The organism is Serratia sp. Res13-Sevr-LER1-36-b (assembly GCF_015673035.1).
Classification (GTDB): Bacteria; Pseudomonadota; Gammaproteobacteria; order Enterobacterales; family Enterobacteriaceae; genus Chania; species Chania fonticola_C.
The window spans coordinates 45,061-66,710 of the sequence record NZ_JADACK010000019.1 but is presented as its reverse complement, the minus strand read 5'-3'; the positions used below and the strand labels follow the sequence as shown (position 1 = coordinate 66,710).

Here is a 21,650-nt window from a genome sequence, read left to right as displayed (position 1 = left end):
CTAACTCCTTCTAACGGGATGGTTGTACAACGGCACGCGTTTAAGCCACAGCCGTAACGCTTGCCAGTAAATCGCCAGAACGGTTTTCAGGGTCATCAGCGGTATGCGCAGCAACATCGATCTCAGGGTCGCGCGCGTTAGGTGCTCACGGCGAAGCGCGAGCGTGGCGTCGAACACCTTCGACTCCTGATGATTTTCGATATGCATAAGCAGCGTTTTACCGGGGGCGTTGAAGCGCCAGTGATAAACCATATCCATCGGATTAAACGGGGAGACATGGAAGGCTTTCGGCTGCGGACTAGCCGCCTGGCCATCCACCGCGTAATAATGGCGCTCGTTCCACGGGGTGTTGCGCACTTCGGCCAGTACCCAGCGCAGGATGCCCGTACTGTCATAGCAGTAGTAGAGATTGATCGGATTAAAATGGAAGCCGAAATAACGAAGCTGGGTCAGGAGCATGACGCGGCCATCGGGACGTTCCCCGGTCAGGGTTTGCAGCCGGTCGAGGGCGTTCTCTTTAAGCGGTGTGCCGAGTGGGTAATCCGCATCATGGAAGGCGGCCGCGGCAAATCGATTACGGCGGATCCCCGCCGACGGTAGCGCATCCAGCTCGTCCAGATCGATCCAGGCCATAAACACGTTATAGCGAAAATGGTGTGATTTCGGCTGGAAGCGACGATGGCGTAACACACCCTGGTAAAGGCAGCTGTTCATCTTACAGGTTCTCCCCTGCAGCGATCCCTTTCACCACGTCCAACGCGCTGCGTACCCCATCCTCGTGAAAACCGTTGTACCAGTAGGCTCCACAGAACCAGCTCCGTTGGTGGCCGTTAATCTCGCCGCGGCGCGACTGGGCACGCCAGCTTTTCGGGTTGAACATCGGGTGCTCATAGACAAAGCGTTTCCAGACGTAGCGCTCGTCCACCGGCGTTTCCGGGTTCAGGGTGACGCAGAACAGGGGGCTACCCTCAGGTAACCCTTGTAAGATATTCATGTTGTAGGTGACGCAGGCGCTGGCCTGGTCCCGTTCGCTCAGGCGATAGTTCCAGCTTGCCCAGGCACGCTCGCGCACCGGCAGCCAGCGTGGATCGCTGTGCAAAACCACCTCGTTATGTTGCCAGCCAATATCGCCCAGAACCTCGCTTTCCGCAGGAGTAGGATGAGCAAGCATCGCCAGCGCCTGTGAGGAATGGCAGGCGAAGATCACCTGATCGAACGTGTGGTTCGACTGCGCAAGCTGGATTTCAACCCCGTCGTTGTGGCGGATGACCTGCTGCACCGGTGCGTTGAGGTGCAGCGTCAGGCGGTCACCCAACTGGGTCAAAATGGCGCGTACGTATTCGCGAGAACCGCCGCGCACCACATACCACTGCGGACGGTGGGTAACATCCAGCAGGCCGTGATGCTCAAAGAAGCGCAAAAACAGCGGAAGCGGGAAGCGGCGCATCTCCTGCAGCGACGAGGACCAGATGGCAGCCCCCATCGGCAGGATATAATGACGCGCGAAAAACGCGCTGAAGCCGTGCTGTTCGAGAAAAGTCTCCAGCGTGGCATTTTCGTTAACATCGCCCGCCAACGCCTCTTTTGCCAGGCGGTTGAAGCGCACGATCTCTCTCAACAGCCCCCAAAACGCCGGATTAACCAGGTTACGACGCTGTGCAAACAGCGAGGTGAGGGTGTGGCCGTTGTACTCAAGCCCGCTTTGCGGATTATGCACGGAGAAGCTCATCTGCGTTTTTTGCCCGCTGATGCCCAGCTCGCTGAGCAGGCCCATAAAGCGCGGATAGGTACGGTCATTGTAGACGATAAACCCAGTATCGATGGCATACGTGCCCTGCGGCGTGGTGACATCCACCGTGGCGGTATGCCCACCCACCGTGGGTTCCGCTTCGAAAAGTGTGACCTGATGATGTCCGGCCAGCCTCCAGGCACAGGTGAGTCCTGCGATACCGCTGCCGATAATGGCGATTTTCATGAGCGAACCATCCTGCGCAACAGCCTGCGCTGAAGGAAATTCGGGAGCCCTGAAAGCAGCTTCATGATCAGGCTGAATCCGGTGGGAAAGGCGATGTGCTTTTTCCCTTTCGCCAGTCCGCGACGGATCGCCTTCACGGCATCGTCGACGCTCACCTGGCCGGGCATGGCAAAATCATTTTTACGGGTAAGCGGCGTATCTACAAAGCCCGGTGAGACAACCGTGACGGCAATGCCTTTGGGCTCCCAGTCTAGGCGCAAGCTATTGGCAAACCAGGTGAGGGCGGCTTTTGACGCGCCATACGCCTCTGCTCGTGGGAACGGTAGCCAGTGCGCCATCGAACTGACCAGCGCCACGCGGCTTCCTGGAAGGAGCTGGGTCTGAAGTGCGGCCAGACAGTTCACTGGCCCCAGGAAGTTGGTACTCATCACACGTTCCACCAGAGCGGCATCCACCACACCCTGGTCCAGGTATTCGCAGGTTCCCGCACAAAGAACGATCAGATCGGCCGTGCAATCTGCAAGCGCCAGACGGCAGGCCTCCCTGTCCGTCATATCGAACACGCGTAATCTGATATTCGGGCTGTACTGTTGCAGTGTTTCCAGCCTGGCCCGGTCTCGCCCGCAGGCAATGACGTGGCAGCCGTCATCGGCCCAGGACTTCGCGAGCCCGGCACCAATGCCGGAGCTTGCGCCGGTGATGAGGACAGTCATCATGAGCGCATTCTCCTTTTAACACTTCGCACCGCCCAGCCAAGAAGGGGAAGATGCTCGTAAATCATCTCCCCGGCATCGTAGTAATCGCGCTGGAGAATAATCAGGTTGTCCTGAACATCGACGATTGAGCATCCTGCGAGGACTAGTGTTTCTCCCCCTGAAATCCGCGGGTGAGACCAGTGCATTGCCCAAGTTACGGCAAAACGATGGCCTTCGCAGAGGGGGGTATCGATGGTAAAGCTGCAATGCTTTACGTTGGCCAAGAGATGAGTGAAGTAACGCTGGATCGCCAAAAGACCCTGATGCTCACCAAATGGGTCGCTCAGCCTGGCATCAGCATGATAGATCTCCGCCAACGCAGATGGCGGCTGGTTATCCAGCTTGCTGTAGTAATCAACAAACCGGGTAATGATGGATGACATAGAGCTCATGAGCCTCACCTGGAAGTGAACAACGTAGCGTTATTGCATAGTTAAAACTTACACAATTATTTCTATTTGTCCAACTTTGGAGAGGTGATAATTATTTTCTCAGTAGCTTCAACGTATTAAGTTTGCATGCTCATGCTGTTAGCTGCGCAACATGAGCATGCTTTATCTTTAACTTCCTTTGTAGGTCGAGTATCCATACTGGCTTAACAGCAGTGGGATGTGCAGTTTTTCATTGGTCTTGGTGACGGTGAACATCACCGGGATCTCCGGGAAGAACGACGTTTGCTTCTGTTGGTGGAAATAGTCACCGGTTTTGAAGGTCACTTTGTAAATTCCCGGCAGCATATCCTGGTCCTGTGGATAGAGAGATTTGATACGCCCGTCTTCGTCCGTTTTACCGCTAGCCAGCGTGACCCAGCTGTTTTGCTGCTCTTTTTCAAGCGTGACGGTAACATTCGGCGAGGGAATACCTGTCTGTTGGTTCAGAATATGGACGCTCAGCGTGCCAGCAGGGGCACTGAATGCGGCAGGAGCCATTGCCAGAGAGGTTAACAGAATAAGACCGGTCGCTTTTTTCATCATGATTTCCTGTAGGGGTTAAAACAAACAGGAAAAAGGTAGCATCCCGGTGAAAAATAAATATTCAAACTTTTGTGATAATTAACGGAAGAACAACGTCAAAGTGTAATGACCTCAAGAGACATCACCTGTTGTTGCCACAGTTCAATCTGTTGTTTGCGGGCGGGGGTGAGTTTACCTGTCATGACAAGCAGCCATTTTCGTTCAGGAAACAGCTCCGGAGCCAGACTGGCAGGTGGAACGGGAAGGACATCAATGTGCTGCCCTTGACCAGTACGCCTGAGCGCTTCCAGCCAGATTTCGCACGGGTCTGACAGGTACCAGCCGGTGATCAGATAGTTATCCCCTGCCGCTTTTTTGTCCCTTTCGAGGCAAAATGAGGTGTAGGAAATGATAATGCCATCCAGGATCTCGCGCAGGGTCATCATCGCCGGAATATTGGCAGAGACTTTACTGCGCAGCGGGCGCAGCACTTCCGTGACCAACTCCGGGCGAGGATATTCGCGGCCAGAAGCGTAAATCTGCTGGCGCAGCGATTCGATTTTTCCCTCTTTAAGCAACTGCAGCATTCTCTCTTGCAGAGTGTGCCAGTTGTTTGTCTGACCTTCTGCCGGGCGAGCCAGCAGGGGTTTCACCTGGCTGATGGTGACCCCTTTTTTTACCCAGTCGAGAATTTTGAGCGCCTGCTGGACATCATCATCACTGTACTGGCGATGTCCACCATCGGTGCGCATCGGTTTGAGCAGGCCGTAACGACGCTGCCAGGCGCGTAATGTGGTTGCGTTTATTCCGCAAAGCCGGGCAAATTCGCCGATAGAGTAAGCCATGAGAGACATCCGATAACAAAGAACACTTTCGATATACTACGCATAATGCCGGCTTGAATGAAGTGTCGGGCGTTTGCACGACACTTTACTCCCAACCGTGCCTCAAACCTCAACTTCACCAATTCTTTCCAACGCATCGACAATCAGATCCCAAAAGGCGGTTTCATCAAGCTTCACTGCCACCTGGGTATGGCAATCCGCCGGGGCCGGGAAGCGGAAGTCCGCGACCGTCATTCCCAGCGTCAGGGTACCGGTCAGCTCAATATCGATGGGCACCTTACGCACCGTCATCACGTTGGGGTTGATCACATAGGCGACCGCGCAGGGATCGTGTACCGGTGGCGAAGTGAACCCCTGTGCCTGCTTATACATATGGCCGAAGAACTCGAGCAGTTCGACGACAAATTTCGCAGGACCGGTGCCAATGGCGGCGATGCGCGCGCTAACTTCTGGCGTGGCCAGAGCCTGATGCGTCAGATCCAGCCCAACCATGGTTAACGGCCAGGGCTCGTTGAACACGATATGCGCGGCTTCCGGATCGATTTTGATATTGAATTCAGCTACTGCGCTCCAGTTACCCACGTGGTAACCGCCGCCCATCAGCACCACTTCCTTCACGCGTGTGGCAATGCGGGGTTCCTTGCGCACCGCCATGGCGATGTTGGTCAGGCCAGCGGTGGGCACCAGCGTTACGGTGCCTGGTGGGTGCGCCATGATGGTATCAATGATCAGATCGACGGCATGGATATCGGCCAGTTGCAGCGTGGGTTCCGGTAGGACTGGCCCATCGAGGCCCGATTCACCGTGGATGTCGGGGGCGACTTCAATTTGCCGTACCAGAGGCCGCGAACAGCCAGCGGCAAACGGCACGCCGGTGATGTTGGCAATGCGCGCCACGGCCAACGCATTCCGCGTGACCTTCTCCAGCGTCTGGTTGCCGACGACGGTGGTTACGGCCAGCAGTTCAATATCTGGGTTGCCCCATGCCAGCAGCATCGCGATCGCATCGTCATGCCCCGGGTCGCAGTCCAGTATGATTTTCTTCATGATTTTTCCTGAGGCAGGGGAATTTTTTCGAGCATAACCTAGAGGCGGGCAGAGGGGTATGACCAGCGGGCCGTTTTGTTAACGTCATCAAAGGATTGAATAAATCTGCCCCAGAAGGGGCAGATTGCTGGCTTAGTCCTCCAGCTTCAGCACTGGCTCTCTTTTCAGCACTACGCGCAGCACGAAGTAATACACGATGCCGATCGCCAGCCAGCTAAGGCCGAGGATCTTGGCTTCGATATCCATCTCGTACAGCACAAAGGCGATGATCGACAGGCCGACCAGTGGGAACAGCAGGTGTTTTACCCAGGCCTTGGACTTCTGGCGGATGATGTAGTGGTTAATCACCGACAGGTGCAGGATCAAAAAGCCCATCAGCGCCCCGAAGTTGACCAACCGGCTCAGGTTGTCGATGCTGCCGTTGAAGTATAGCCCGGAACCGAGGGAGATCACCGCAACCAGCAGGGTGCTGACGTAAGGGGTTTTAAAGCGTGGATGCACCTTTGCCAGGATCTTCGGCAATTGGCGGTCACGCCCCATGGCGAACAGAATGCGGGAGATGGCGGCCTGCGCGACTAACGCATTGGCAATCCCCCAGGAGAGCGCCGTCGCCCAGATGGTGGCCTGCTTTAACCAGGAGCCGCCCGCCAGATTGGCGGTATCGTAGAACGCGGTATCCAGGTTAGTGAAGTTTTGGCCCGCAGCCAAATCGGCGGCAATCCAGGTTTGCAGGATAAACAGCGACCCTACCAACAGCAGCGCATACAGCGAGGCTTTCCCCACGGCATCGGCCCCGCCTTTGCTCTCTTCGGACAGCGTTGAAATACCGTCAAAACCCAGGAACGATAGCACTGCAATCGACACCGCACCCATCACCAACGGTAGGCTGAATTTCTCGGCGTTGTAGAGCGGGTTCAGCGTCAGGCCACCGGAACCTTCGCCGGAATACAGTGCCGTCAGGCCCATCACCACAAAGATGGTCAGGATCACGATCTCTGCCACCAAGATGTAGCGGTTGGCCTTGGCGGTAAACTGGATCCCTACCAGGTTGATCGCGCTGTTGATCACGATAAAGGTCACGATCCACACCCAGGCGGGTACTTCTGGCAGGATCGGGCCGAGCGCCGCCGCGCTGACGATATACAGCAACGACGGCACCAGGATGTAATCGAGCAGGATCAGCCAGCCGGCAAAGAAGCCGACGGTTTCATGGATGCCGCGCTGGGCATAGGCATAGACCGAACCGGAGACCGGGAAAGCGCGGGACATTGACCAGTAGCTCATGGCGGTGAAGAACATCGCCACCATGCCGATCAGATAGGCCAGCGCCACCATACCCTGTGCGCCTTCCCACACGTAGCCAAACACGCCAAACGGCGCGATCGGTACCATAAAGATCATGCCGTAGATCACAAGATCTTTAAGGGTGAGGGTACGGTGCAGTTCCTGCTTATAACCAAATTGTTCTACAGACATGGCGCTATCCCTAATCCAGCTGGAGGTTTAACTGTTCGGCAACGCTGCGTGGCAGCGCGAAACGGCAGGTTTTCAGCGGATCGACCACCTGACAGATTTGCAGATCGCCGGTGATGCTCAGCAGATTGATGGCGTCGGCCAGCGAGACCTGGCTATAGTCCGCCACGAAGTGCGCCATATTGCGCGTTGCCAATTCGGCCGCCTCGTCCAGCGTTTTGGCGGATGCCAAGGTATATAGCGTATCGGCGGTGCTCATCATTGGGGTTGGCAGCGCGCGGTTTTTGACTACGCTCAGGTTCACCACCACTTCGCCGGGAATTTCCAGCCCGCATACCGAGACTTCGCCATCGCCCATTGCGGCATGCAGATCGCCGAGCGCAAACAGCGCGCCGGGAACGTTAACCGGCAGCCACAGCGTGCAGCCTTCGGTGATGATTTTGCAGTCCATGTTGCCGCCGTGGGCATCTGGTGTACCGCAGGAGACCGGCTCTTCGGCCGGGGCGACGCCAATCACGCCGATCATCGGCTTTAACGGCCAACGCACGCCGCCGGGCAGCAATGCGAAGCCGTCTTTCAGCGGCACGGTGCGGATCTGTGGCTGTTGCAACTCATCGCCAATGACGCCCAGGCCTGGAGCGGTGACCATGACTGCCTGATGGCTGGTTGGGGTAATACGTTTAATTTCTACCCTTAACACATCGCCGGGGTTTGCATCCTGCACGTAAACCGGCCCGGTAGCCGGGTTGATGCGGCTCCAGTCCAGTTCGGTGAAGGCGGCCTGTTCGGAGGCGATTTGATCTTCGAAGCAGTCACAGGTTTCAAAACAAACGTCGCTGCCGCTGGCAACGGTAGCCACAGGGGCGTTATCGCGCGACATGGCATATACCACGTTCGTACGTGAGATCTTTTCCATGGTGATTCCTATAATGAATAATGAAGCCTGGTTTTTATTATTTATGGCGATAATGATAATTGGGCGAACCAGCGCCAATTCATCAATAAATCACACCCGCAGGGGCGTAAGCAAGCACGCGAAAGCGGTAGCAGAATGAGCATTTTGGTTGGATTGGCAGGATATGCTTCAAACAATTATTGCGGTGGTTTATTACCCGTAACTATGGCGGAAATTTCCGCATAACCGATCGGTTAACCCGAATGAATACAGCAGAGTTCTCAGTAGAGAATGGGAATCAAATGAAGGTAAATACTTTCGATAATTGGTATTAATAAAATGAGTAATCGTTTTTATAGCAGTAAACGCTATATATCAGCTACAGCAAACTTATTACCCTGGAGTGAACTCCAGGGATAATGGGGAGCTTCAGCGATAGCCCTGATACACTTCCGCCACGCGTTTAAAGTATTCCGTCAGGTAATTGATACATACCTGCACCTTGAGCGGCAGCTTGTCCTTCTCGGTGTACAGTGCGTAAACCGGGCGGGGTTCTGAATGGTAGCGTTTGAACAGGATCTCAATCTCACCGCGTTTAATCTCTTCGATGACCCACATCAGTGGCGCATAGGCAATCCCGGCCCCGGCCTTGAGCCAACGGATCATGGTTTGTGAATCGTTGGTCACGAAGCGCCCCTGCGGGGAAATGCGCGTGCTGATGCCTTCGGGAGCCATCAATTCAAACTCACTGTCTGGCCGTACGCTGTATTCCAACCAGGAAAAATTCACCATATCCGCCGGTTTTTGCGGTGTCCCGTGTTGAGTCAGGTAGCTTTTGGCGGCACAGACCACCATCGGCATCGAGCCCAGGCGTTTGGAAAACAGGCTGGAGTCCTGTAGTTCGCCGGTGCGGATCACCACGTCCAGGCCATCGGCAATCAGATCCGGGGCCGGAATGCCGGTGACCAGATTAACCGTCAAGCCAGGATATTCTTGCAGCATGTCGGCGGTCATGGTTGCCAGAACGTTTTGCGCCATAGTGGAGGAACTGCCGATGCGCAGCGTGCCTATGGGCGTATTGTTCAGCGCATAAAGTTGTTCATGGACCTCGGCGGCTTCCTGCAACATGCGGCGGCAGCCCTGATAGTAGATTTTACCGGCTTCGGTCAGGCCGATACTGCGCGTGCTGCGGTTAAGCAGCTTCACCTGTAGATCATTTTCCAGTTTGGACACTGTCTGGCTGATGGATGAAACACTCATGTCGAGCTGGCGTGCCGCCGCGGTAAATGACCCACATTCAACGACTTTGGCAAACACGGACATCCGTTTTAGTCTTTCCATTGTTCACTCTGGCTTAAAAGTGATTTAGATCACAGATTATAGATGAGTTGATAGTAAGCAGGCTAATATAACGCGTCGGGTGTAAAGATCTTCTGAACGCTTGAGCGTGGTCAGCCATGCCGCGGTATACTGCCGTGGCTGCACGATCCCTCCGGTTATCCATACATTCCCTCTCGCGGAAGCCTGCTGTTAGCTTAACCCTTTTTCAGGTTTATGGCCTGGTCAACTACCAGATCATAGCGTTTGGCGTCCGTGCGCTAGAATGTAAATGGAATGTGAAATCAGCAGGGAAAACCCCCGGTGTAGTAAACAATTAAGGATAAAGTGATGAGTTTGCTTCCGGTTATGGTCATTTTTGGACTGTCGTTCCCACCGGTATTTTTTGAGCTGTTAGCGTCGTTGGCCCTGTTCTTCGTCATACGCCGCCTGTTGCAGCCGACCGGGATTTACGATTTTGTCTGGCATCCGGCGTTGTTCAATACCGCGCTGTATTGCTGTTTGTTTTATCTGATTTCGTGTCTTTTCGTTTGAGGCTGCTGTGAAAACTCTGTCATTAAAAATACTTCGCATTGCGATCACCTTGCTGCTGGTCCTGCTGGCGGCCATCGCCGTGTTCAAGGCCTGGGCGTTTTACACCGAGTCGCCGTGGACGCGTGATGCCAAATTCACCGCCGACGTGGTGGCGATTGCCCCGGACGTCAGCGGTTTGCTGACCGACGTGCCAATCACCGACAACCAACTGGTGAAACAGGGCCAGATCCTGATGGTGATCGACCAACCACGTTACCAACAGGCACTGGCCGAAGCCAACGCCGATGTGGCCTATTATCAGACGCTGGCGGCCGAGAAGAAGCGTGAAGCGGGCCGCCGTGTGCGCTTGGGGATCCAGGCGATGTCACAAGAAGAGATCGACCAATCCAATAACGTGCTGCAAACCGTGCAGCATCAGTTGGCCAAGGCGATCGCCGTGCGCGATCTGGCGCAGCTGGATCTGGAACGGACCACGGTGCGTGCGCCAGCAGACGGTTGGGTCACCAACCTCAACGTCCACGCGGGGGAATTTATCACCCGTGGTTCTACTGCGGTGGCGCTGGTGAAGAAAAACAGCTTCTATGTCATCGCCTATCTGGAAGAAACCAAGCTTGAAGGGTTGAGCAAAGGCGATCGTGCCGAGATCACCCCGCTGGGCAGCAACCGCATTATGCACGGCACCGTCGATAGCCTGGCCGCGGCGGTGAATAACAGTAGCAGCACCCCAAACAGCAAAGGGCTGGCGTCGATCGACAGCAATCTGGAGTGGGTGCGTCTGGCGCAGCGCGTGCCGGTAAAAATCATCCTCGATGAGAAAGATCAGCAGCACTCTTACCCGGCGGGTACCACCGCGACCGTGGTCATTACTGGTAAGAACGATCGTAGCATCGACAGCGGCTCGCCGTTTATCCGGCTGATGCATCGGTTGCGCGAGTTCGGCTAATGAACAACCCAACCTTTCTGCGGCTGCGGTTTGCCTGCAAGCTCAGCTTTGCAATCGTCTTCGCCCTGTTTGTCGGTTTCCACCTCAATCTGGAAACCCCGCGCTGGTCGGTGCTAACGGCGGCCATTGTGGCTGCCGGCCCGGCATTTGCCGCCGGGGGGGAACCTTTCTCTGGTGCCATTCGCTATCGTGGCTGGCTGCGTATTATCGGCACCTTTATGGGCTGTTTTGTCGGTTTGCTGATTATCGTTACCTGTGCCCGTGCACCGGTGGTGATGTTGATGCTTTGCTGCGTCTGGCTGGGGGTCTGTGTCTGGATCTCCTCGCTGGTGAAGGTCGAAAACTCCTATGCCTGGGGTCTGGCAGGCTACACGGCGCTGATTATCATCGTCACGTCCGCAACGACCACCACTTCACTGCTGGCCGCGCCACAGTTCGCCGTAGAGCGCTGTAGCGAGATCGTACTCGGTATTCTTAGTGCGATACTGGCCGATTTGCTGTTTTCCCCGCGTTCGATCAAACAGGATATCGATCGCGCGGTAGATCAACTTATTGTGGGGCAGTACAAGCTGATGCAAATGTGTATCAGCGATGCAGAGAAAGAGGAGATCGACCGCGCCTGGAGCGATCTGGTTAAAAGCACCACCGCCATTAACGGGATGCGCAGTCACTTGATGTTGGAGTCGTCACGCTGGCAGCGGGTCAACAGCCGCTTGCATGCGCTGCATACGCTTTCGCTGACGTTGATCACCCAGGCCTGTGAAACCTACCTGATTTTGCTCAATCATCCGGATGTGGTGAAGGAAAATATCCGCGAGCTGCTGATGGTCCCGGCGGAAACCGCGCAGGAAGTTCGCAAGCGCCTGAAGCTGGTGCGTCAGGTGCTGTCAACCAACCGTAGTGATGAACATCTGCCAACGGTCACCGGCTGGGTGGGGGCGGCAACGCGCTATCTGCTGGTGGCAAAAGGCGTGCATACCAACAGCGGCATCAACGCGGTAGAAAACGAGATACTGGCCGGGGAAGTGGTGGTGAAGAGGCCGTCGGCGGAAGGCCACCATGCGATGATCAACGGGCTGCGAGCCTGGGCGGCGACCTCAATAGGCTGCCTGTTCTGGCTGTGGACCGGCTGGACGTCCGGCAGCGGCTGTATGGTGATGATCGCCGTCGTGACCGCATTGGCGATGCGTACGCCAAATCCAAAAATGATGGCGCTCGACTTCCTGCTGGGCGTGCTGGTGGCGTTACCGCTCGGTGCGCTGTTTTATATGTTTATTCTGCCAGAGACCCAGCAAAGCATGTTCTTGTTGTGTCTGAGCCTGGGCATCATGTCCTTTGTCATCGGTATCGAAGTGCAGAAACGCCGTTTGGGATCGTTGGGCACCTTGGCGAGTACCATTAACATCATCGTGTTGAGCAACCCGATGAGTTTCCATGTCTCCTCGTTTATCGACAGCGCCATCGGCCAGATTATCGGCTGCTTTGTGGCGATGATCGTGTTGTTCCTGATCCGTGATACCTCACGTGAACGTACCGGCCGCACGTTGATGAATCAGTTGGTCAGCAGCGCCGTTTCGGCGTTGACCACCAAAGCGGCGCGCCGTAAGGAAAACCATCTGCCCGCGCTCTATCAGCGCCTGAACCAGCTGCTGATGATGTTCCCGAACGACATTGCCAAATACCGGCTGGCGCTTAACCTGATTATTGCCCACCAGCGGATGCAGATGACCGAGATCCCGGAGCGGGAAGAGCTTTCGGTGTTCCACAAGCAGATCCGCAGCACCGCCGACCACGTGGTCACCGCCAAGAACGATGTGAAGCGGGCTTACTACTACGATCGGTTACTCAAAGAGATGAATGAATATCAACAAAAGCTGGTGGATAACCTCGCTCCGCTTAGCGTCACCGGGCCGGTAAAACGCCTGGCCGATATGCTACATCTCTACCGTCACGCGCTGATTGATTGATATCTTCGGCTTCCCGTCAAGGTCTATACTGAGCATGTTTACGTTCCCCGGTACGGGGGGCTAAAATGCACGCAGGAAGGCCTCACTAACCATAATAATTCCGTATCAATTGCGGTTTTTGCTCGGGCGTCAGGCCTTTTGGATGCGAAATGGTTACATCTTGGTCATCTTTGATTCATTAATTTTTGCTATATATGCAGGGACGGTATGAATAAACGTACGCTTATTGCAATGTTGATTGCTTTGCTGGTGGCGGGGTTCAGTGCGCTGCAGGGGGATGGCGATCGGGCTCTGACCAACGATTCGACCCCGGCGGCAGAGAGCATTGAACAACTGACGCAGCAGCAGCGGGTAGTCAGCTATGTGCAACAGCACCAGCGCCTGCCTGATTACTACATCACCAAAAAACAGGCTCGTGAGCAGGGTTGGGATGCGCGTGACGGTAATCTGTGCAAGGTATTGCCGGGCAAAGCTATCGGCGGCGATCGTTTTTCCAACCGTGAAGGGCAGTTACCGACCGCCAACAACCGGGTATGGCGCGAAGCGGATATCAACTACCAATGCGGCCGACGCGGTGCCGATCGGCTGTTGTATTCCAGTGACGGTCTGATTTATGTCACGCGCGATCATTATAAGAACTTCATGCGGATGGAGTGAGCCGATGGGAAAAATAGAGTTCGATTTTAACCAGATCGCGGACTTGCCAGCGTTCTATCGCCACTTTGCCGAGCGGTTTGCATTGGGTGAAGGATTTGGCGCCAACCTGGACGCGCTGTGGGACGTGGTGACCGGCGACATCAGCCTGCCGGTCGAGATTGAATTTCTCAATCTCAACGCCCGCAGCAAACGCCGCTTTGGTGCCATTATTCTGTTGTTTGAAGAAGCGGAGGAGGAGCTGGAGGGCAACCTGCGGTTCAATATCCGTGAAACGAGCAGCACAGCGATGCATCAGCGGGGATGAACGGGGTCCATCCCGCAGCGATGCCGCTGACGATCACTGTTGTGCCTCGGCCAGCTCTCGCAAGTACTGGAAGATTTGGCGGAATGATTTTGGCGGCTTGTTAGCGGCCTGCTCTTTCTGCGCGTTACGTATCAGGGCGCGCAACTGTTGGCGATCGGCCTGTGGATACAGATCCAGCACGGACGGGATCGCGTCATCACCTTCTGCTACCAGGCGATCGCGCAGCGCTTCCAGCTTGTGGAACAGCGAAACCTGTTGGTTATGGCGGTTCTTCAGCTTGTCGAGCGCGGTCTGGATTGGTTCAACATCGCGAGCACGCAGCATTTTGCCGATCAGTTGGATCTGGCGGCGGCGGCCTTCTTTCTTGATCTTCTGCGCCAGTTCGATGGCGGCACGCAGATCTTCATCCAGCGGGATGCGTTCCAAGGCGTTTTTACCCAGTTCAACCAGTTCGGTTCCCAGGTCTTTCAGCGCTTCGGCATCACGTTTAATTTCACTTTTACTGACCCAGATAATCTCGTCATCGTCCTCGTTTTCGTTCTCCGGGACTTCGTCGAGCCAGTCTTCAGGCTGTTTGTTCATGGTAGGCTCCGTTAAAAAGAGGCTAATCCTAACAGGTTGCCGGCTTTATGCGAAATTCCACGCGGTTCCTGTTAGACTCAAAAGTACATCGGGCTGTGGCCAGCGGGCGCAGCCTGAAATTATTTTGGCGCGTTATTGCGCGCAAAACCATGCCGACACGGCACTTTTCTCAACGATTTTCTGATTAAGTATGGCCGATTGATGAAAGTAGTCACCCAAGTTGCAGAGCAGCGCAAAGCGCTGGAACAAGCCGTTTCACAGGCACTGGAGCTGGCACGCGCCGGTTCCGATGCGGCAGAAGTTGCCGTGAGCAAAACCACCGGTATCAGCGTCAGCACCCGCTTCGGCGAAGTGGAGAACGTCGAATTCAACAGCGACGGCGCATTAGGCATTACCGTCTATTACCAAAACCGTAAAGGCAGTGCCTCTTCCACCGATCTTAATCCGGATGCCATTGCTCGCACCGTGCAGGCGGCGCTGGATATCGCTCGTTACACTTCACCAGATCCCCATGCTGGCCCAGCGGAAAAAGATCTGCTGGCGTTTGACGCGCCGGATCTGGACCTGTTCCACCCCACCGAGCTGGATGCCGAGCGCGGTATCGAGCTGGCAGCCCGTGCCGAGCAGGCTTCGCTGGCGGCCGATAAGCGGATTACCAATACCGAAGGCGGCAGCTTCAACAGCCATTACGGTATCAAGGTCTTCGGCAACAGCCACGGTATGCTGCAAAGTTATTGCTCCAGCCGCCACTCGCTCTCCAGCTGTGTGATCGCAGAACATGATGGCGATATGGAGCGGGATTATGCCTACACCATTGGCCGAGCTATGGGTGATATGGCCAGCCCTGAGTGGGTCGGCCAGGAATGTGCCCGCCGCACGCTGGCACGTCTTTCCCCACGCAAGCTGTCAACCATGAAAGCGCCGGTGCTGTTTGCCTCAGAAGTGGCAACCGGTCTGTTTGGCCACCTGGTCGGGGCTATCAGCGGCAGCAGCGTCTATCGCAAATCTACCTTCCTGCTGGATTCGTTGGGTAAACAGATCCTGCCGGAGTGGATGACCATTGAAGAACATCCGCACTTGCTGAAAGGGCTGGCGTCCACGCCGTTCGACAGTGAAGGCGTACGTACCCAGCGCCGCGACATCGTCAAAGACGGCGTGCTGGAAACCTGGCTGCTGACCAGCTACGCGGCGCGTAAACTGGGGCTGCATAGTACCGGCCACGCGGGCGGGATCCATAACTGGCGTATTGCCGGTCAGGGCGATGACTTTGCCGGCATGCTCAAACAGTTGGGCACCGGTCTGGTGGTCACCGAACTGATGGGGCAGGGCGTCAGCGGGATTACCGGCGATTACTCACGCGGGGCTTCTGGCTTCTGGGTAGAAAACGGTGAGATCCAGTATCCAGTCAGCGAGATCACCATTGCCGGCAATCTGAAGGATATGCTGCGCAATATCGTCAGCATCGGCAGCGATATCGAACTGCGCAGCAATATCCAGTGCGGTTCCGTGCTGCTGCCGGAAATGAAGATCGCAGGGCAGTAATACCCCTCACCGAAACCCTCTCCCACAGGGAGAGGGAGCTGTCCAGAGTTCGTGGTTGGTCCGTACTGCTTCGGAAAGTCGGGAGTAAGAACAAAGAAAGCAAGGTATTACGCAGAGCAATCAATGAACTCGATTGGTTCCCTCTCCCTTTGGGAGAGGGTCAGGGCTGATATGCTCCTCCCAACTCCCCGCTTCAACCTTCCTTACAAATATCAGGTATCGGTTTTACCGTTCCATGCCTATGTTTATAACGGGTTAACTAAAACAATAACTGGAAGGTGAGCATGAAGAAGACATTGAAAGTGTTGGCAGCACTGACGCTGCTGGGAGCCAGTTCATGGGTGATGGCAGCCGAACTGGCCGATGACATGGATACCTTGGCCGCCAATTACAAAATTGTATTGAAAACCGACTCCACCGATACCTTCAAGCAGAGCCTGCAGAATATGCGTGCTGCGGCTATGGATGCCCAGAAGGGCACACCGCCGAAGCTGGAAAGTAAAGCGCCAGACAGCCCGGAGATGAAGGAGTTTCGTCAAGGGCTGGCGACGCTGGTCGGGCAGATCGATCAGTCAATGGCGCTGGCGAATCAGGGCAAGCTGGAGGACGCGCGCAAGGTGGCTGAGGGCTTCAAGCAAACCCGCGATGCCAATCATAAGAAATTCCGCTAAACGTCAGTAATGCTTGGTGACCGCCGATGGCGGTCATTGCTATCACCCCAGATAAGAAGACGGCGCCAGCCCTAATACCCGACGGAACATCGCCGAAAAGGCCGCACTACTCTCATAACCCAACTCGATTGCCACCTGGGTAACGCTGTTGCCCGCCGCCAGGCGTGCCAGCGCCAATACCACACAGGCTCGTTGACGCCACTGCGAAAACGACATCCCGGTCTGCCTGCGGAAAAAACGGCTAAAGGTGCGTAGGCTCATATACAGGCTGGCTGCCCAAAGCCCTGGTGGCGCGTGGGCGTCTGGCTGGCGTAAAAAGGCCTCGCACAGAGTGCTGAGCCGGGGATCTTCCGGCAGGGGAATATGCAGCGGTAATGCCTGCATCTGGGCAATCTCATGCAGCAGCAGCGCCACCAAAGCCCCATCCCGTCCTTCCTGCTGATACACCAGCGGCATATCCACGGCAGCCATCAGCAACTGACGCATCAGCGGGGTTACGCTCACCACTTGGCACACCTCGGCGATGGGCGCGATCAGCGCGTCCGGCTCGATATACAGGCTGCGAGTGCTCACTCCCATCATCCTGACTTCATGTGCGACCTGCGGCGGGATCCAGACGGCGCGCTGCGGTGGCACCACCCAATTTCCCTGCCGGGTAAATACCTGCATCACGCCGGTGGCACCATACAGTAGCTGCGCGCGCCGGTGGCTATGCAAGGGCAGCAGATAGTCCGGTGGATAGTCGGTGCCAATGGCAATTACCGATCTTGGCGTGTGGTCGAGGGAATCAATGGCGATATTGCGCATAGCCTGCCTTATCATTTTGGCCGAAACGCTATGATAGTTGACCGATGATAGTGTGCAAGCCATAGGGAGGCCGCCTATCCTGCTAGCTGACCAACGACATTGAGGAGTTGCAGGGTGATGGCTGATATTTTACTGGTGCTGTTTACCGGCTTTTTGACCGGCATGACCACCATTCTGTTTGGCTTTGGCGGTGGTTTTGTGGTGGTGCCCTTCGTCTATCATGTGGTTTCCGCCTCCGGTAATCATGCCGATCAGGCGATGCATGTTGCCGTGGCCACCTCGGCGGCGGTCATGATTTTAAACGCCAGCTATGCCAGCGTTACCCAGTGGCGCAGTGGCAATATCCTGCGTGAAACCATCACTCCGCTGATCTTTTATATCGGCGCGGGGGCGGTCATCGGTGCCTTTGCCGCGATGCAGCTTGCAGACTCCGCCATTCGCGGGCTGTTTATTCTCTATATGATGGCGACCATTGCCGATTGTCTGCTGCGCAAAGGGTTCCTGAACAAACCCGCCAAGACGGCGTTATCCAAGACGACGGTGTGGGTCGGTGGGCCATTAATTGGCGTGATTGCCGCTATGCTGGGGGTTGGGGGCAGCGTGATGACTGTTCCACTGTTACGCCGTCAGGGTTATGACATGAAGCACTGCGTCAGTGCGGCCAATCCGCTATCGATCCCGGTCGCGGTGGTGGCGACGGTTTTGTATAGCTATCTCGGCATGGGGAAGGTGAGCGGACCGCATTATGTCGGCTATGTGAATCTGTTGATTTTGGGGTTACTGCTGGTGGCGGGTATCGCGGGGATCGTGTTTGCCAAACGGGTGTTGCCCTGCGTAGATGACAGGCTACACGCCAGAATTTACGTGTTGCTGCTGGTGGTGGTGCTGATCGCGATTTGCCTGTAAAGAGGCAAACAGGGCGGCTGAATGGCCGCCCGGAAACCTGACTTAGCGGTGATACTCGCCCGCAGCCTCAGGTTGATACAGCAATTCCAGCACTTCAATGCGGGCTTCTTCGCCGTTTGGCAATTGCCAATTGATCTGTTTACCCACGTGCATTCCCAGCAGTGCTGCACCCAGAGGTGCCATCACCGACAGCTGTTCAGCGCTGTCTTTGAGAGAGGCAGGGTAAACCAGCGTGCGCACATGTTCTTCTGAAGTATGCAGATCGCGAAAACGTACGCGGCTGTTCATGGTGACGACGTGTGCAGGGATCTGCGATGCCGGCACAATGTCAGCGCGATCCAGTTCAGCGTTCAGCGCGGCGGCGACGTCAGTATTGGCAAAGGCTGGCTGTGCCAGTAGCGCATCCAGGCGTTCCGCATCCAGCTCATTAATGGTAATGGTTGGTTTGGTCATTCCACTCTCCAGTCCAATCAAAGGGCGCCCTTTCTGCGCCATAAATTCGGAAAACAACACAAAAGCAACACCCCCGCACCTTTGGGAGCGGGGGTGTGAAAAATGTCGGTTTGTCCTACTGATAGTAGGCTGTTAGGGCCGGAAAAGAAAGAGATCTCGATCACGAAGTTTTTTGCGCCGCGATGCTAACTGGCAACTCTGCGTTGCAAACTCTTTTTGCAATCTCATTTACTTAGCGTAAAAACCCTCGATTTTGCGAAATGGATCCCCTGGCGTCACTTAATTTCCAGTTCGAACTGGAAAAAAACGCGCTACACAAGCAATGCCCCAAGGGTTAGGGTAAAGACATCAAAGAAAGCGGGTAAAGGTAAAGCGCTTTACCGTTAACGGATAAATAGCTGGATCCAGAGGTGACTGCAAAGTGAATGACGGAACTGCTTCGGTAAGTAACAGGGAACAGACTGACATCAGTGAGGCCGCAGCGATTACCACTCAACTGCTGGCCGATATTACCGCCATGTTGGGTGAAGAGAATATTTACACCAATGCGGTGCAACAACAAATGTTGGAATCCCATATCCGCGCGATGGTGTTACGCTCAATAACGGGTGAACCTTTGCCGGAAGTTGATAAATCACTGTTTGATGAAATTTCTGCCGGCTCAATGCAACTGGCAGAGCGAGTAGTAAATAAGTTTGCCACGCTACCGATTGAAGAGGCGTATCTGCTTTCGGTTCATTTTGAAGTGGCTAAAGATAACGACCAATAACGTTTAATTATTTAACATTATTCAGGAGAAAAACCCCATGGGACAAATTACCGTAGTGATCGGCGATCGGCTGGGTAAAGGCCAGAAAGTAGGCCAAGGCGTTGAAAATGCAGGTGCCAAGGTGATTGTGATCCCTGGCATGGCGGCGGATATGAAGTTGGGTGACGTGATGAAAGCAGAGAATGCGCAACTGGGCATTTCTTTCTGCGGCAGCGGCGGCGCTGGGGCGATCACCGCACAAACCAAATATGGTTATAAATCCAGATATGGTATGCGTTCTATTGAAGAAGGCGTGACGGCAATTAACGAAGGCTGCAATGTATTAGGCTTTGGCTTTATGGATAAAGAAGAATTAGGCCAGCGGCTAGTGGAAGCGTATGTCAAAAAATACGGCAATCCGTAATGAAAGAGACTTATACCACCTCGGTTAACGTGGAGGGCAAAGGCGATAGTAAAGCTAAAGCCTTTGCCGGTGCATTAGCGAATGTACAGGGCGTGATTTTAAAATCCACCAATAATGTTCTGCTGCGTATCGAACCGCAGGATGTCAAAATATTAAAGGCGGAAGAGAGAACCACCAAAGAAAAATTTCTTTTCTTCTTCCTGGCGCGTGAAAGAAAAAGCTATGCCGTTTCATTAGAAATAACCGTGAACGTGACGATCATCAATACCGAAAAGGTGGTCTTCACCCAGAAATAAAAACGTTATATCCGTCGTGTTTCAAGCTATAGCCGCTAGGGCTGCGTCTTGGGATCCACTGGGCATGACATAAGAAGGATATTCTGATGTTTTTAATCATCTTATTTAAGTCGATTATTATCGGCGGGCTGGTTGGCGTCGGTGTAGGGGCCGGTGCCGCACGTATGTTCCACGCACCGACGACGCAGGGTATGGGAGCGTTCCGTACCTTGGGTGAGCTGAACTCCTGCGAAGGCGATCCGGCTTCTCATTTCTCATTTGGTCTGGGCTTCTTCTTCAACGCCTGGGCGTCTTCTGTGGCGGCGGGGGCCTTCACGCAGGACGTTGACCATCGCATCATTCCTAACTGGGGCGCAGCAGCCCTGATGATCAAAAACCGCAACGTTGCGGAAACCATGCACGATCCAAAAAAGATGGCCATCGCGTGCGGGATCATCGGCATTTTGGTCGTGGCCTTCCTTAACACCACCGCTTCGGCAGTGCCTGCGGCCTTGCAGGTTACGGCCATCAAAGTCTTGGTTCCAGCGGCCAACCTGCTGGTGAACACCGTCATGCCGGTGATCTTCTGGCTGGCGGCGATTGAAGCGGGCAAACGTTCTGGCTTCTGGGGCACCATCTTCGGTGGTCTGGCACAGCTGATTATGGGTAACGCCGTACCGGGTCTGGTGCTGGGTATCCTGATTGGCAAGGGCGTTGAGGAAAGCGGCTGGAACAAAGTCACCAAAATCATGATGGTGGCGATTGTGCTGCTGTTCGTGCTGAGCGGCTTCTTCCGCGGCTTTGATATGAAAGTTCTCGAATCCTTCAGCCTGGGCGTGCCTGGCTGGCTGGATGCCATTCATAACACCCTGAGCGGAAAATAAGGAGCTGAATGATGGAAGCACAAGCAGACAAAGGCTTCTGGTATGCCGACTGGTCGTTCCCGATTTTTGTTGGCCTGCTCTCGTCCGGCGTGTTCGCCGGGACACACATGTATTACCTGTATGGCATAGGCGCGTTTAACGAAGTGGCTTTCGTTTCCATGCTGCGTGCCGGGATGGACACCGGGGTTTACGGTGCGGTGGCGGCGTTCGGTGCCAGCTTCCTGTTTGCCCGTATTATCGAAGGCTCTCTGGTAGGGATCCTGGATATTGGCGGGGCGATCCAGACCGGGGTTGGCCTTGGTGTTCCTGCGCTGTTGCTGGGGGCGGGGATTGTTTTCCCGGTAGCCAACTTTGCCGCCTCGCTGGTGACTGGCCTGGTCATTGGCCTGGCGATTGGTTACCTGATTATCCTGGCGCGTAAATTTACCATCAATCAGAGCAACTCCACCTACGGGGCGGACGTGATGATGGGGGCCGGTAACTCTTCCGGGCGTTTCCTTGGGCCGTTGATCATCCTGTCTGCCATGGCCGCTTCGATCCCGATCGGCCTGGGTTCCCTGCTGGGTGCGCTGCTGTTCTATATTTGGGGCAAGCCGATCACCGGCGGCGCGATCCTGGGGGCCATGATCTTGGGGGCATTCTTCCCGGTAGCCATTTCTTAATCAAGTCCCA

The 21,650-nt window shown here is 55.1% G+C and carries 26 protein-coding genes; 13 read left to right on the top strand and 13 right to left on the bottom strand.

Annotated features, from left to right (window positions below; translation table 11 throughout):
- The 10 genes from IMQ33_RS13640 to aaeR form a co-directional block, all read right to left on the bottom strand.
- Entirely contained in the window at positions 1-714 is a 714-nt protein-coding gene (locus IMQ33_RS13640) for a DUF1365 domain-containing protein (RefSeq protein ID WP_161713624.1), read from the bottom strand.
- A gap of 1 nt (position 715) precedes the next feature.
- Complete coding sequence (locus IMQ33_RS13635) at positions 716-1,975, bottom strand: NAD(P)/FAD-dependent oxidoreductase (RefSeq protein WP_196062331.1); 1,260 nt, start codon at positions 1,973-1,975, stop codon at positions 716-718.
- Positions 1,972-2,691: an SDR family NAD(P)-dependent oxidoreductase gene (locus IMQ33_RS13630; protein WP_196062330.1), complete on the bottom strand. Its 720-nt coding sequence runs from the start codon at positions 2,689-2,691 to the stop codon at positions 1,972-1,974. Before IMQ33_RS13630 ends, IMQ33_RS13635 begins: the two co-directional genes overlap by 4 nt.
- Positions 2,688-3,122: a nuclear transport factor 2 family protein gene (locus IMQ33_RS13625; protein ID WP_196062329.1), complete on the bottom strand. Its 435-nt coding sequence runs from the start codon at positions 3,120-3,122 to the stop codon at positions 2,688-2,690. The genes IMQ33_RS13630 and IMQ33_RS13625 overlap by 4 nt, the downstream gene beginning before the upstream one ends.
- 168 nt (positions 3,123-3,290) lie before the next feature.
- Positions 3,291-3,701 carry a hydroxyisourate hydrolase gene (gene uraH / locus IMQ33_RS13620; protein WP_098929702.1) on the bottom strand — a complete coding sequence of 137 codons (411 nt, stop codon included), beginning with the start codon at positions 3,699-3,701 and terminating at the stop codon, positions 3,291-3,293.
- 98 nt (positions 3,702-3,799) lie between these two features.
- Positions 3,800-4,528 carry a MerR family transcriptional regulator gene (locus IMQ33_RS13615; protein WP_065684760.1) on the bottom strand — a complete coding sequence of 243 codons (729 nt, stop codon included), beginning with the start codon at positions 4,526-4,528 and terminating at the stop codon, positions 3,800-3,802.
- Positions 4,529-4,630: 102 nt separating this feature from the next.
- On the bottom strand, positions 4,631-5,575 hold the full coding sequence (locus IMQ33_RS13610; protein WP_021806983.1) for a nucleoside hydrolase: 945 nt from the start codon (positions 5,573-5,575) through the stop codon (positions 4,631-4,633).
- 132 nt (positions 5,576-5,707) lie between these two features.
- Positions 5,708-7,051 (bottom strand): APC family permease, encoded by a 1,344-nt coding sequence (locus tag IMQ33_RS13605; protein ID WP_065684759.1) that lies wholly within the window; start codon positions 7,049-7,051, stop codon positions 5,708-5,710.
- A 10-nt stretch (positions 7,052-7,061) separates the two neighbouring features.
- Positions 7,062-7,964, bottom strand: coding sequence for an acetamidase/formamidase family protein (locus IMQ33_RS13600; RefSeq protein WP_098929704.1), 903 nt, complete (start codon positions 7,962-7,964; stop codon positions 7,062-7,064).
- Positions 7,965-8,372: 408 nt separating this feature from the next.
- Positions 8,373-9,284: an HTH-type transcriptional activator AaeR gene (gene aaeR / locus IMQ33_RS13595; protein WP_024483740.1), complete on the bottom strand. Its 912-nt coding sequence runs from the start codon at positions 9,282-9,284 to the stop codon at positions 8,373-8,375.
- A 327-nt stretch (positions 9,285-9,611) separates the two neighbouring features.
- Between aaeR and aaeX the strand changes: the two genes are divergently transcribed.
- The 5 genes from aaeX to IMQ33_RS13570 all read left to right on the top strand — a co-directional run bounded on the left by aaeX (position 9,612) and on the right by IMQ33_RS13570 (position 13,686).
- Positions 9,612-9,815, top strand: a complete 204-nt coding sequence (aaeX, locus tag IMQ33_RS13590) for a p-hydroxybenzoic acid efflux pump operon protein AaeX (RefSeq protein ID WP_021180732.1) — start codon at positions 9,612-9,614, stop codon at positions 9,813-9,815.
- A gap of 7 nt (positions 9,816-9,822) precedes the next feature.
- Entirely contained in the window at positions 9,823-10,758 is a 936-nt protein-coding gene (gene aaeA / locus IMQ33_RS13585; RefSeq protein ID WP_021806979.1) for a p-hydroxybenzoic acid efflux pump subunit AaeA, read from the top strand.
- The gene (aaeB, locus tag IMQ33_RS13580) at positions 10,758-12,725 is read left to right on the top strand and encodes a p-hydroxybenzoic acid efflux pump subunit AaeB (RefSeq protein ID WP_065684757.1); all 1,968 of its coding nucleotides are present in this window, start codon (positions 10,758-10,760) and stop codon (positions 12,723-12,725) included. Before aaeA ends, aaeB begins: the two co-directional genes overlap by 1 nt.
- Positions 12,726-12,932: 207 nt before the next feature.
- A complete protein-coding gene (locus IMQ33_RS13575; RefSeq protein ID WP_021806977.1) occupies positions 12,933-13,382 on the top strand; it encodes a ribonuclease in 450 nt (149 codons plus the stop codon).
- Between the two features lie 4 nt (positions 13,383-13,386).
- Positions 13,387-13,686: a barstar family protein gene (locus tag IMQ33_RS13570; protein WP_065684756.1), complete on the top strand. Its 300-nt coding sequence runs from the start codon at positions 13,387-13,389 to the stop codon at positions 13,684-13,686.
- Positions 13,687-13,719: 33 nt separating this feature from the next.
- On the opposite strand, the gene yjgA is transcribed toward IMQ33_RS13570, so the two are convergent.
- Positions 13,720-14,268, bottom strand: a complete 549-nt coding sequence (gene yjgA, locus IMQ33_RS13565; RefSeq protein ID WP_021180727.1) for a ribosome biogenesis factor YjgA — start codon at positions 14,266-14,268, stop codon at positions 13,720-13,722.
- Positions 14,269-14,469: 201 nt separating this feature from the next.
- On the opposite strand from yjgA, the gene pmbA reads away from it, so the two are divergent.
- Together pmbA and cybC are read left to right on the top strand one after the other, a co-directional pair.
- Entirely contained in the window at positions 14,470-15,810 is a 1,341-nt protein-coding gene (gene pmbA, locus IMQ33_RS13560) for a metalloprotease PmbA (RefSeq protein ID WP_024483736.1), read from the top strand.
- 284 nt (positions 15,811-16,094) lie between these two features.
- Entirely contained in the window at positions 16,095-16,481 is a 387-nt protein-coding gene (gene cybC, locus IMQ33_RS13555) for a cytochrome b562 (RefSeq protein WP_196062328.1), read from the top strand.
- Positions 16,482-16,523: 42 nt separating this feature from the next.
- Here the strand turns inward: cybC and IMQ33_RS13550 are convergent, their stop codons facing one another.
- Positions 16,524-17,288 carry a helix-turn-helix domain-containing protein gene (locus IMQ33_RS13550; protein ID WP_196062370.1) on the bottom strand — a complete coding sequence of 255 codons (765 nt, stop codon included), beginning with the start codon at positions 17,286-17,288 and terminating at the stop codon, positions 16,524-16,526.
- A 117-nt stretch (positions 17,289-17,405) separates the two neighbouring features.
- Between IMQ33_RS13550 and IMQ33_RS13545 the strand changes: the two genes are divergently transcribed.
- The gene (locus tag IMQ33_RS13545; RefSeq protein ID WP_196062327.1) at positions 17,406-18,194 is read left to right on the top strand and encodes a sulfite exporter TauE/SafE family protein; all 789 of its coding nucleotides are present in this window, start codon (positions 17,406-17,408) and stop codon (positions 18,192-18,194) included.
- Positions 18,195-18,236: 42 nt separating this feature from the next.
- On the opposite strand, the gene rnk is transcribed toward IMQ33_RS13545, so the two are convergent.
- Positions 18,237-18,647 carry a nucleoside diphosphate kinase regulator gene (gene rnk, locus IMQ33_RS13540; RefSeq protein WP_021180723.1) on the bottom strand — a complete coding sequence of 137 codons (411 nt, stop codon included), beginning with the start codon at positions 18,645-18,647 and terminating at the stop codon, positions 18,237-18,239.
- Between the two features lie 466 nt (positions 18,648-19,113).
- Between rnk and IMQ33_RS13535 the strand changes: the two genes are divergently transcribed.
- The 5 genes from IMQ33_RS13535 to IMQ33_RS13515 all read left to right on the top strand — a co-directional run bounded on the left by IMQ33_RS13535 (position 19,114) and on the right by IMQ33_RS13515 (position 21,640).
- Complete coding sequence (locus IMQ33_RS13535) at positions 19,114-19,416, top strand: glycine dehydrogenase (protein ID WP_370572534.1); 303 nt, start codon at positions 19,114-19,116, stop codon at positions 19,414-19,416.
- 37 nt (positions 19,417-19,453) lie between these two features.
- Positions 19,454-19,819 carry a glycine-rich SFCGS family protein gene (locus tag IMQ33_RS13530; protein ID WP_021180720.1) on the top strand — a complete coding sequence of 122 codons (366 nt, stop codon included), beginning with the start codon at positions 19,454-19,456 and terminating at the stop codon, positions 19,817-19,819.
- Positions 19,819-20,115 carry a DUF4312 family protein gene (locus IMQ33_RS13525; RefSeq protein WP_024483731.1) on the top strand — a complete coding sequence of 99 codons (297 nt, stop codon included), beginning with the start codon at positions 19,819-19,821 and terminating at the stop codon, positions 20,113-20,115. Before IMQ33_RS13530 ends, IMQ33_RS13525 begins: the two co-directional genes overlap by 1 nt.
- Positions 20,116-20,201: 86 nt before the next feature.
- Positions 20,202-20,978 carry a DUF4311 domain-containing protein gene (locus IMQ33_RS13520; RefSeq protein WP_021180718.1) on the top strand — a complete coding sequence of 259 codons (777 nt, stop codon included), beginning with the start codon at positions 20,202-20,204 and terminating at the stop codon, positions 20,976-20,978.
- An 11-nt stretch (positions 20,979-20,989) separates the two neighbouring features.
- Positions 20,990-21,640, top strand: a complete 651-nt coding sequence (locus tag IMQ33_RS13515) for a DUF4310 family protein (protein ID WP_024483730.1) — start codon at positions 20,990-20,992, stop codon at positions 21,638-21,640.
- Positions 21,641-21,650: the final 10 nt, after the last annotated feature.

Excerpts from the sequence above, each read along its gene's own strand:
- IMQ33_RS13575 (WP_021806977.1), top strand. The coding sequence starts at position 12,933 with ATGAATAAACGTACGCTTATTGCAATGTTGATTGCTTTGCTGGTGGCG.
- rnk (WP_021180723.1), bottom strand. The coding sequence starts at position 18,647 with ATGACCAAACCAACCATTACCATTAATGAGCTGGATGCGGAACGCCTG.
- IMQ33_RS13520 (WP_021180718.1), top strand. The coding sequence starts at position 20,202 with ATGTTTTTAATCATCTTATTTAAGTCGATTATTATCGGCGGGCTGGTT.
- IMQ33_RS13515 (WP_024483730.1), top strand. The coding sequence starts at position 20,990 with ATGGAAGCACAAGCAGACAAAGGCTTCTGGTATGCCGACTGGTCGTTC.
- IMQ33_RS13545 (WP_196062327.1), top strand. The coding sequence starts at position 17,406 with ATGGCTGATATTTTACTGGTGCTGTTTACCGGCTTTTTGACCGGCATG.
- pmbA (WP_024483736.1), top strand. The coding sequence starts at position 14,470 with ATGAAAGTAGTCACCCAAGTTGCAGAGCAGCGCAAAGCGCTGGAACAA.
- IMQ33_RS13640 (WP_161713624.1), bottom strand. The coding sequence starts at position 714 with ATGAACAGCTGCCTTTACCAGGGTGTGTTACGCCATCGTCGCTTCCAG.
- IMQ33_RS13635 (WP_196062331.1), bottom strand. The coding sequence starts at position 1,975 with ATGAAAATCGCCATTATCGGCAGCGGTATCGCAGGACTCACCTGTGCC.
- aaeX (WP_021180732.1), top strand. The coding sequence starts at position 9,612 with ATGAGTTTGCTTCCGGTTATGGTCATTTTTGGACTGTCGTTCCCACCG.
- IMQ33_RS13600 (WP_098929704.1), bottom strand. The coding sequence starts at position 7,964 with ATGGAAAAGATCTCACGTACGAACGTGGTATATGCCATGTCGCGCGAT.
- IMQ33_RS13610 (WP_021806983.1), bottom strand. The coding sequence starts at position 5,575 with ATGAAGAAAATCATACTGGACTGCGACCCGGGGCATGACGATGCGATC.
- IMQ33_RS13625 (WP_196062329.1), bottom strand. The coding sequence starts at position 3,122 with ATGAGCTCTATGTCATCCATCATTACCCGGTTTGTTGATTACTACAGC.
- aaeR (WP_024483740.1), bottom strand. The coding sequence starts at position 9,284 with ATGGAAAGACTAAAACGGATGTCCGTGTTTGCCAAAGTCGTTGAATGT.
- IMQ33_RS13630 (WP_196062330.1), bottom strand. The coding sequence starts at position 2,691 with ATGATGACTGTCCTCATCACCGGCGCAAGCTCCGGCATTGGTGCCGGG.
- IMQ33_RS13615 (WP_065684760.1), bottom strand. The coding sequence starts at position 4,528 with ATGGCTTACTCTATCGGCGAATTTGCCCGGCTTTGCGGAATAAACGCA.
- IMQ33_RS13550 (WP_196062370.1), bottom strand. The coding sequence starts at position 17,288 with ATGCGCAATATCGCCATTGATTCCCTCGACCACACGCCAAGATCGGTA.
- IMQ33_RS13605 (WP_065684759.1), bottom strand. The coding sequence starts at position 7,051 with ATGTCTGTAGAACAATTTGGTTATAAGCAGGAACTGCACCGTACCCTC.
- yjgA (WP_021180727.1), bottom strand. The coding sequence starts at position 14,268 with ATGAACAAACAGCCTGAAGACTGGCTCGACGAAGTCCCGGAGAACGAA.
- IMQ33_RS13570 (WP_065684756.1), top strand. The coding sequence starts at position 13,387 with ATGGGAAAAATAGAGTTCGATTTTAACCAGATCGCGGACTTGCCAGCG.
- IMQ33_RS13525 (WP_024483731.1), top strand. The coding sequence starts at position 19,819 with ATGAAAGAGACTTATACCACCTCGGTTAACGTGGAGGGCAAAGGCGAT.
- aaeB (WP_065684757.1), top strand. The coding sequence starts at position 10,758 with ATGAACAACCCAACCTTTCTGCGGCTGCGGTTTGCCTGCAAGCTCAGC.
- cybC (WP_196062328.1), top strand. The coding sequence starts at position 16,095 with ATGAAGAAGACATTGAAAGTGTTGGCAGCACTGACGCTGCTGGGAGCC.
- uraH (WP_098929702.1), bottom strand. The coding sequence starts at position 3,701 with ATGAAAAAAGCGACCGGTCTTATTCTGTTAACCTCTCTGGCAATGGCT.
- IMQ33_RS13530 (WP_021180720.1), top strand. The coding sequence starts at position 19,454 with ATGGGACAAATTACCGTAGTGATCGGCGATCGGCTGGGTAAAGGCCAG.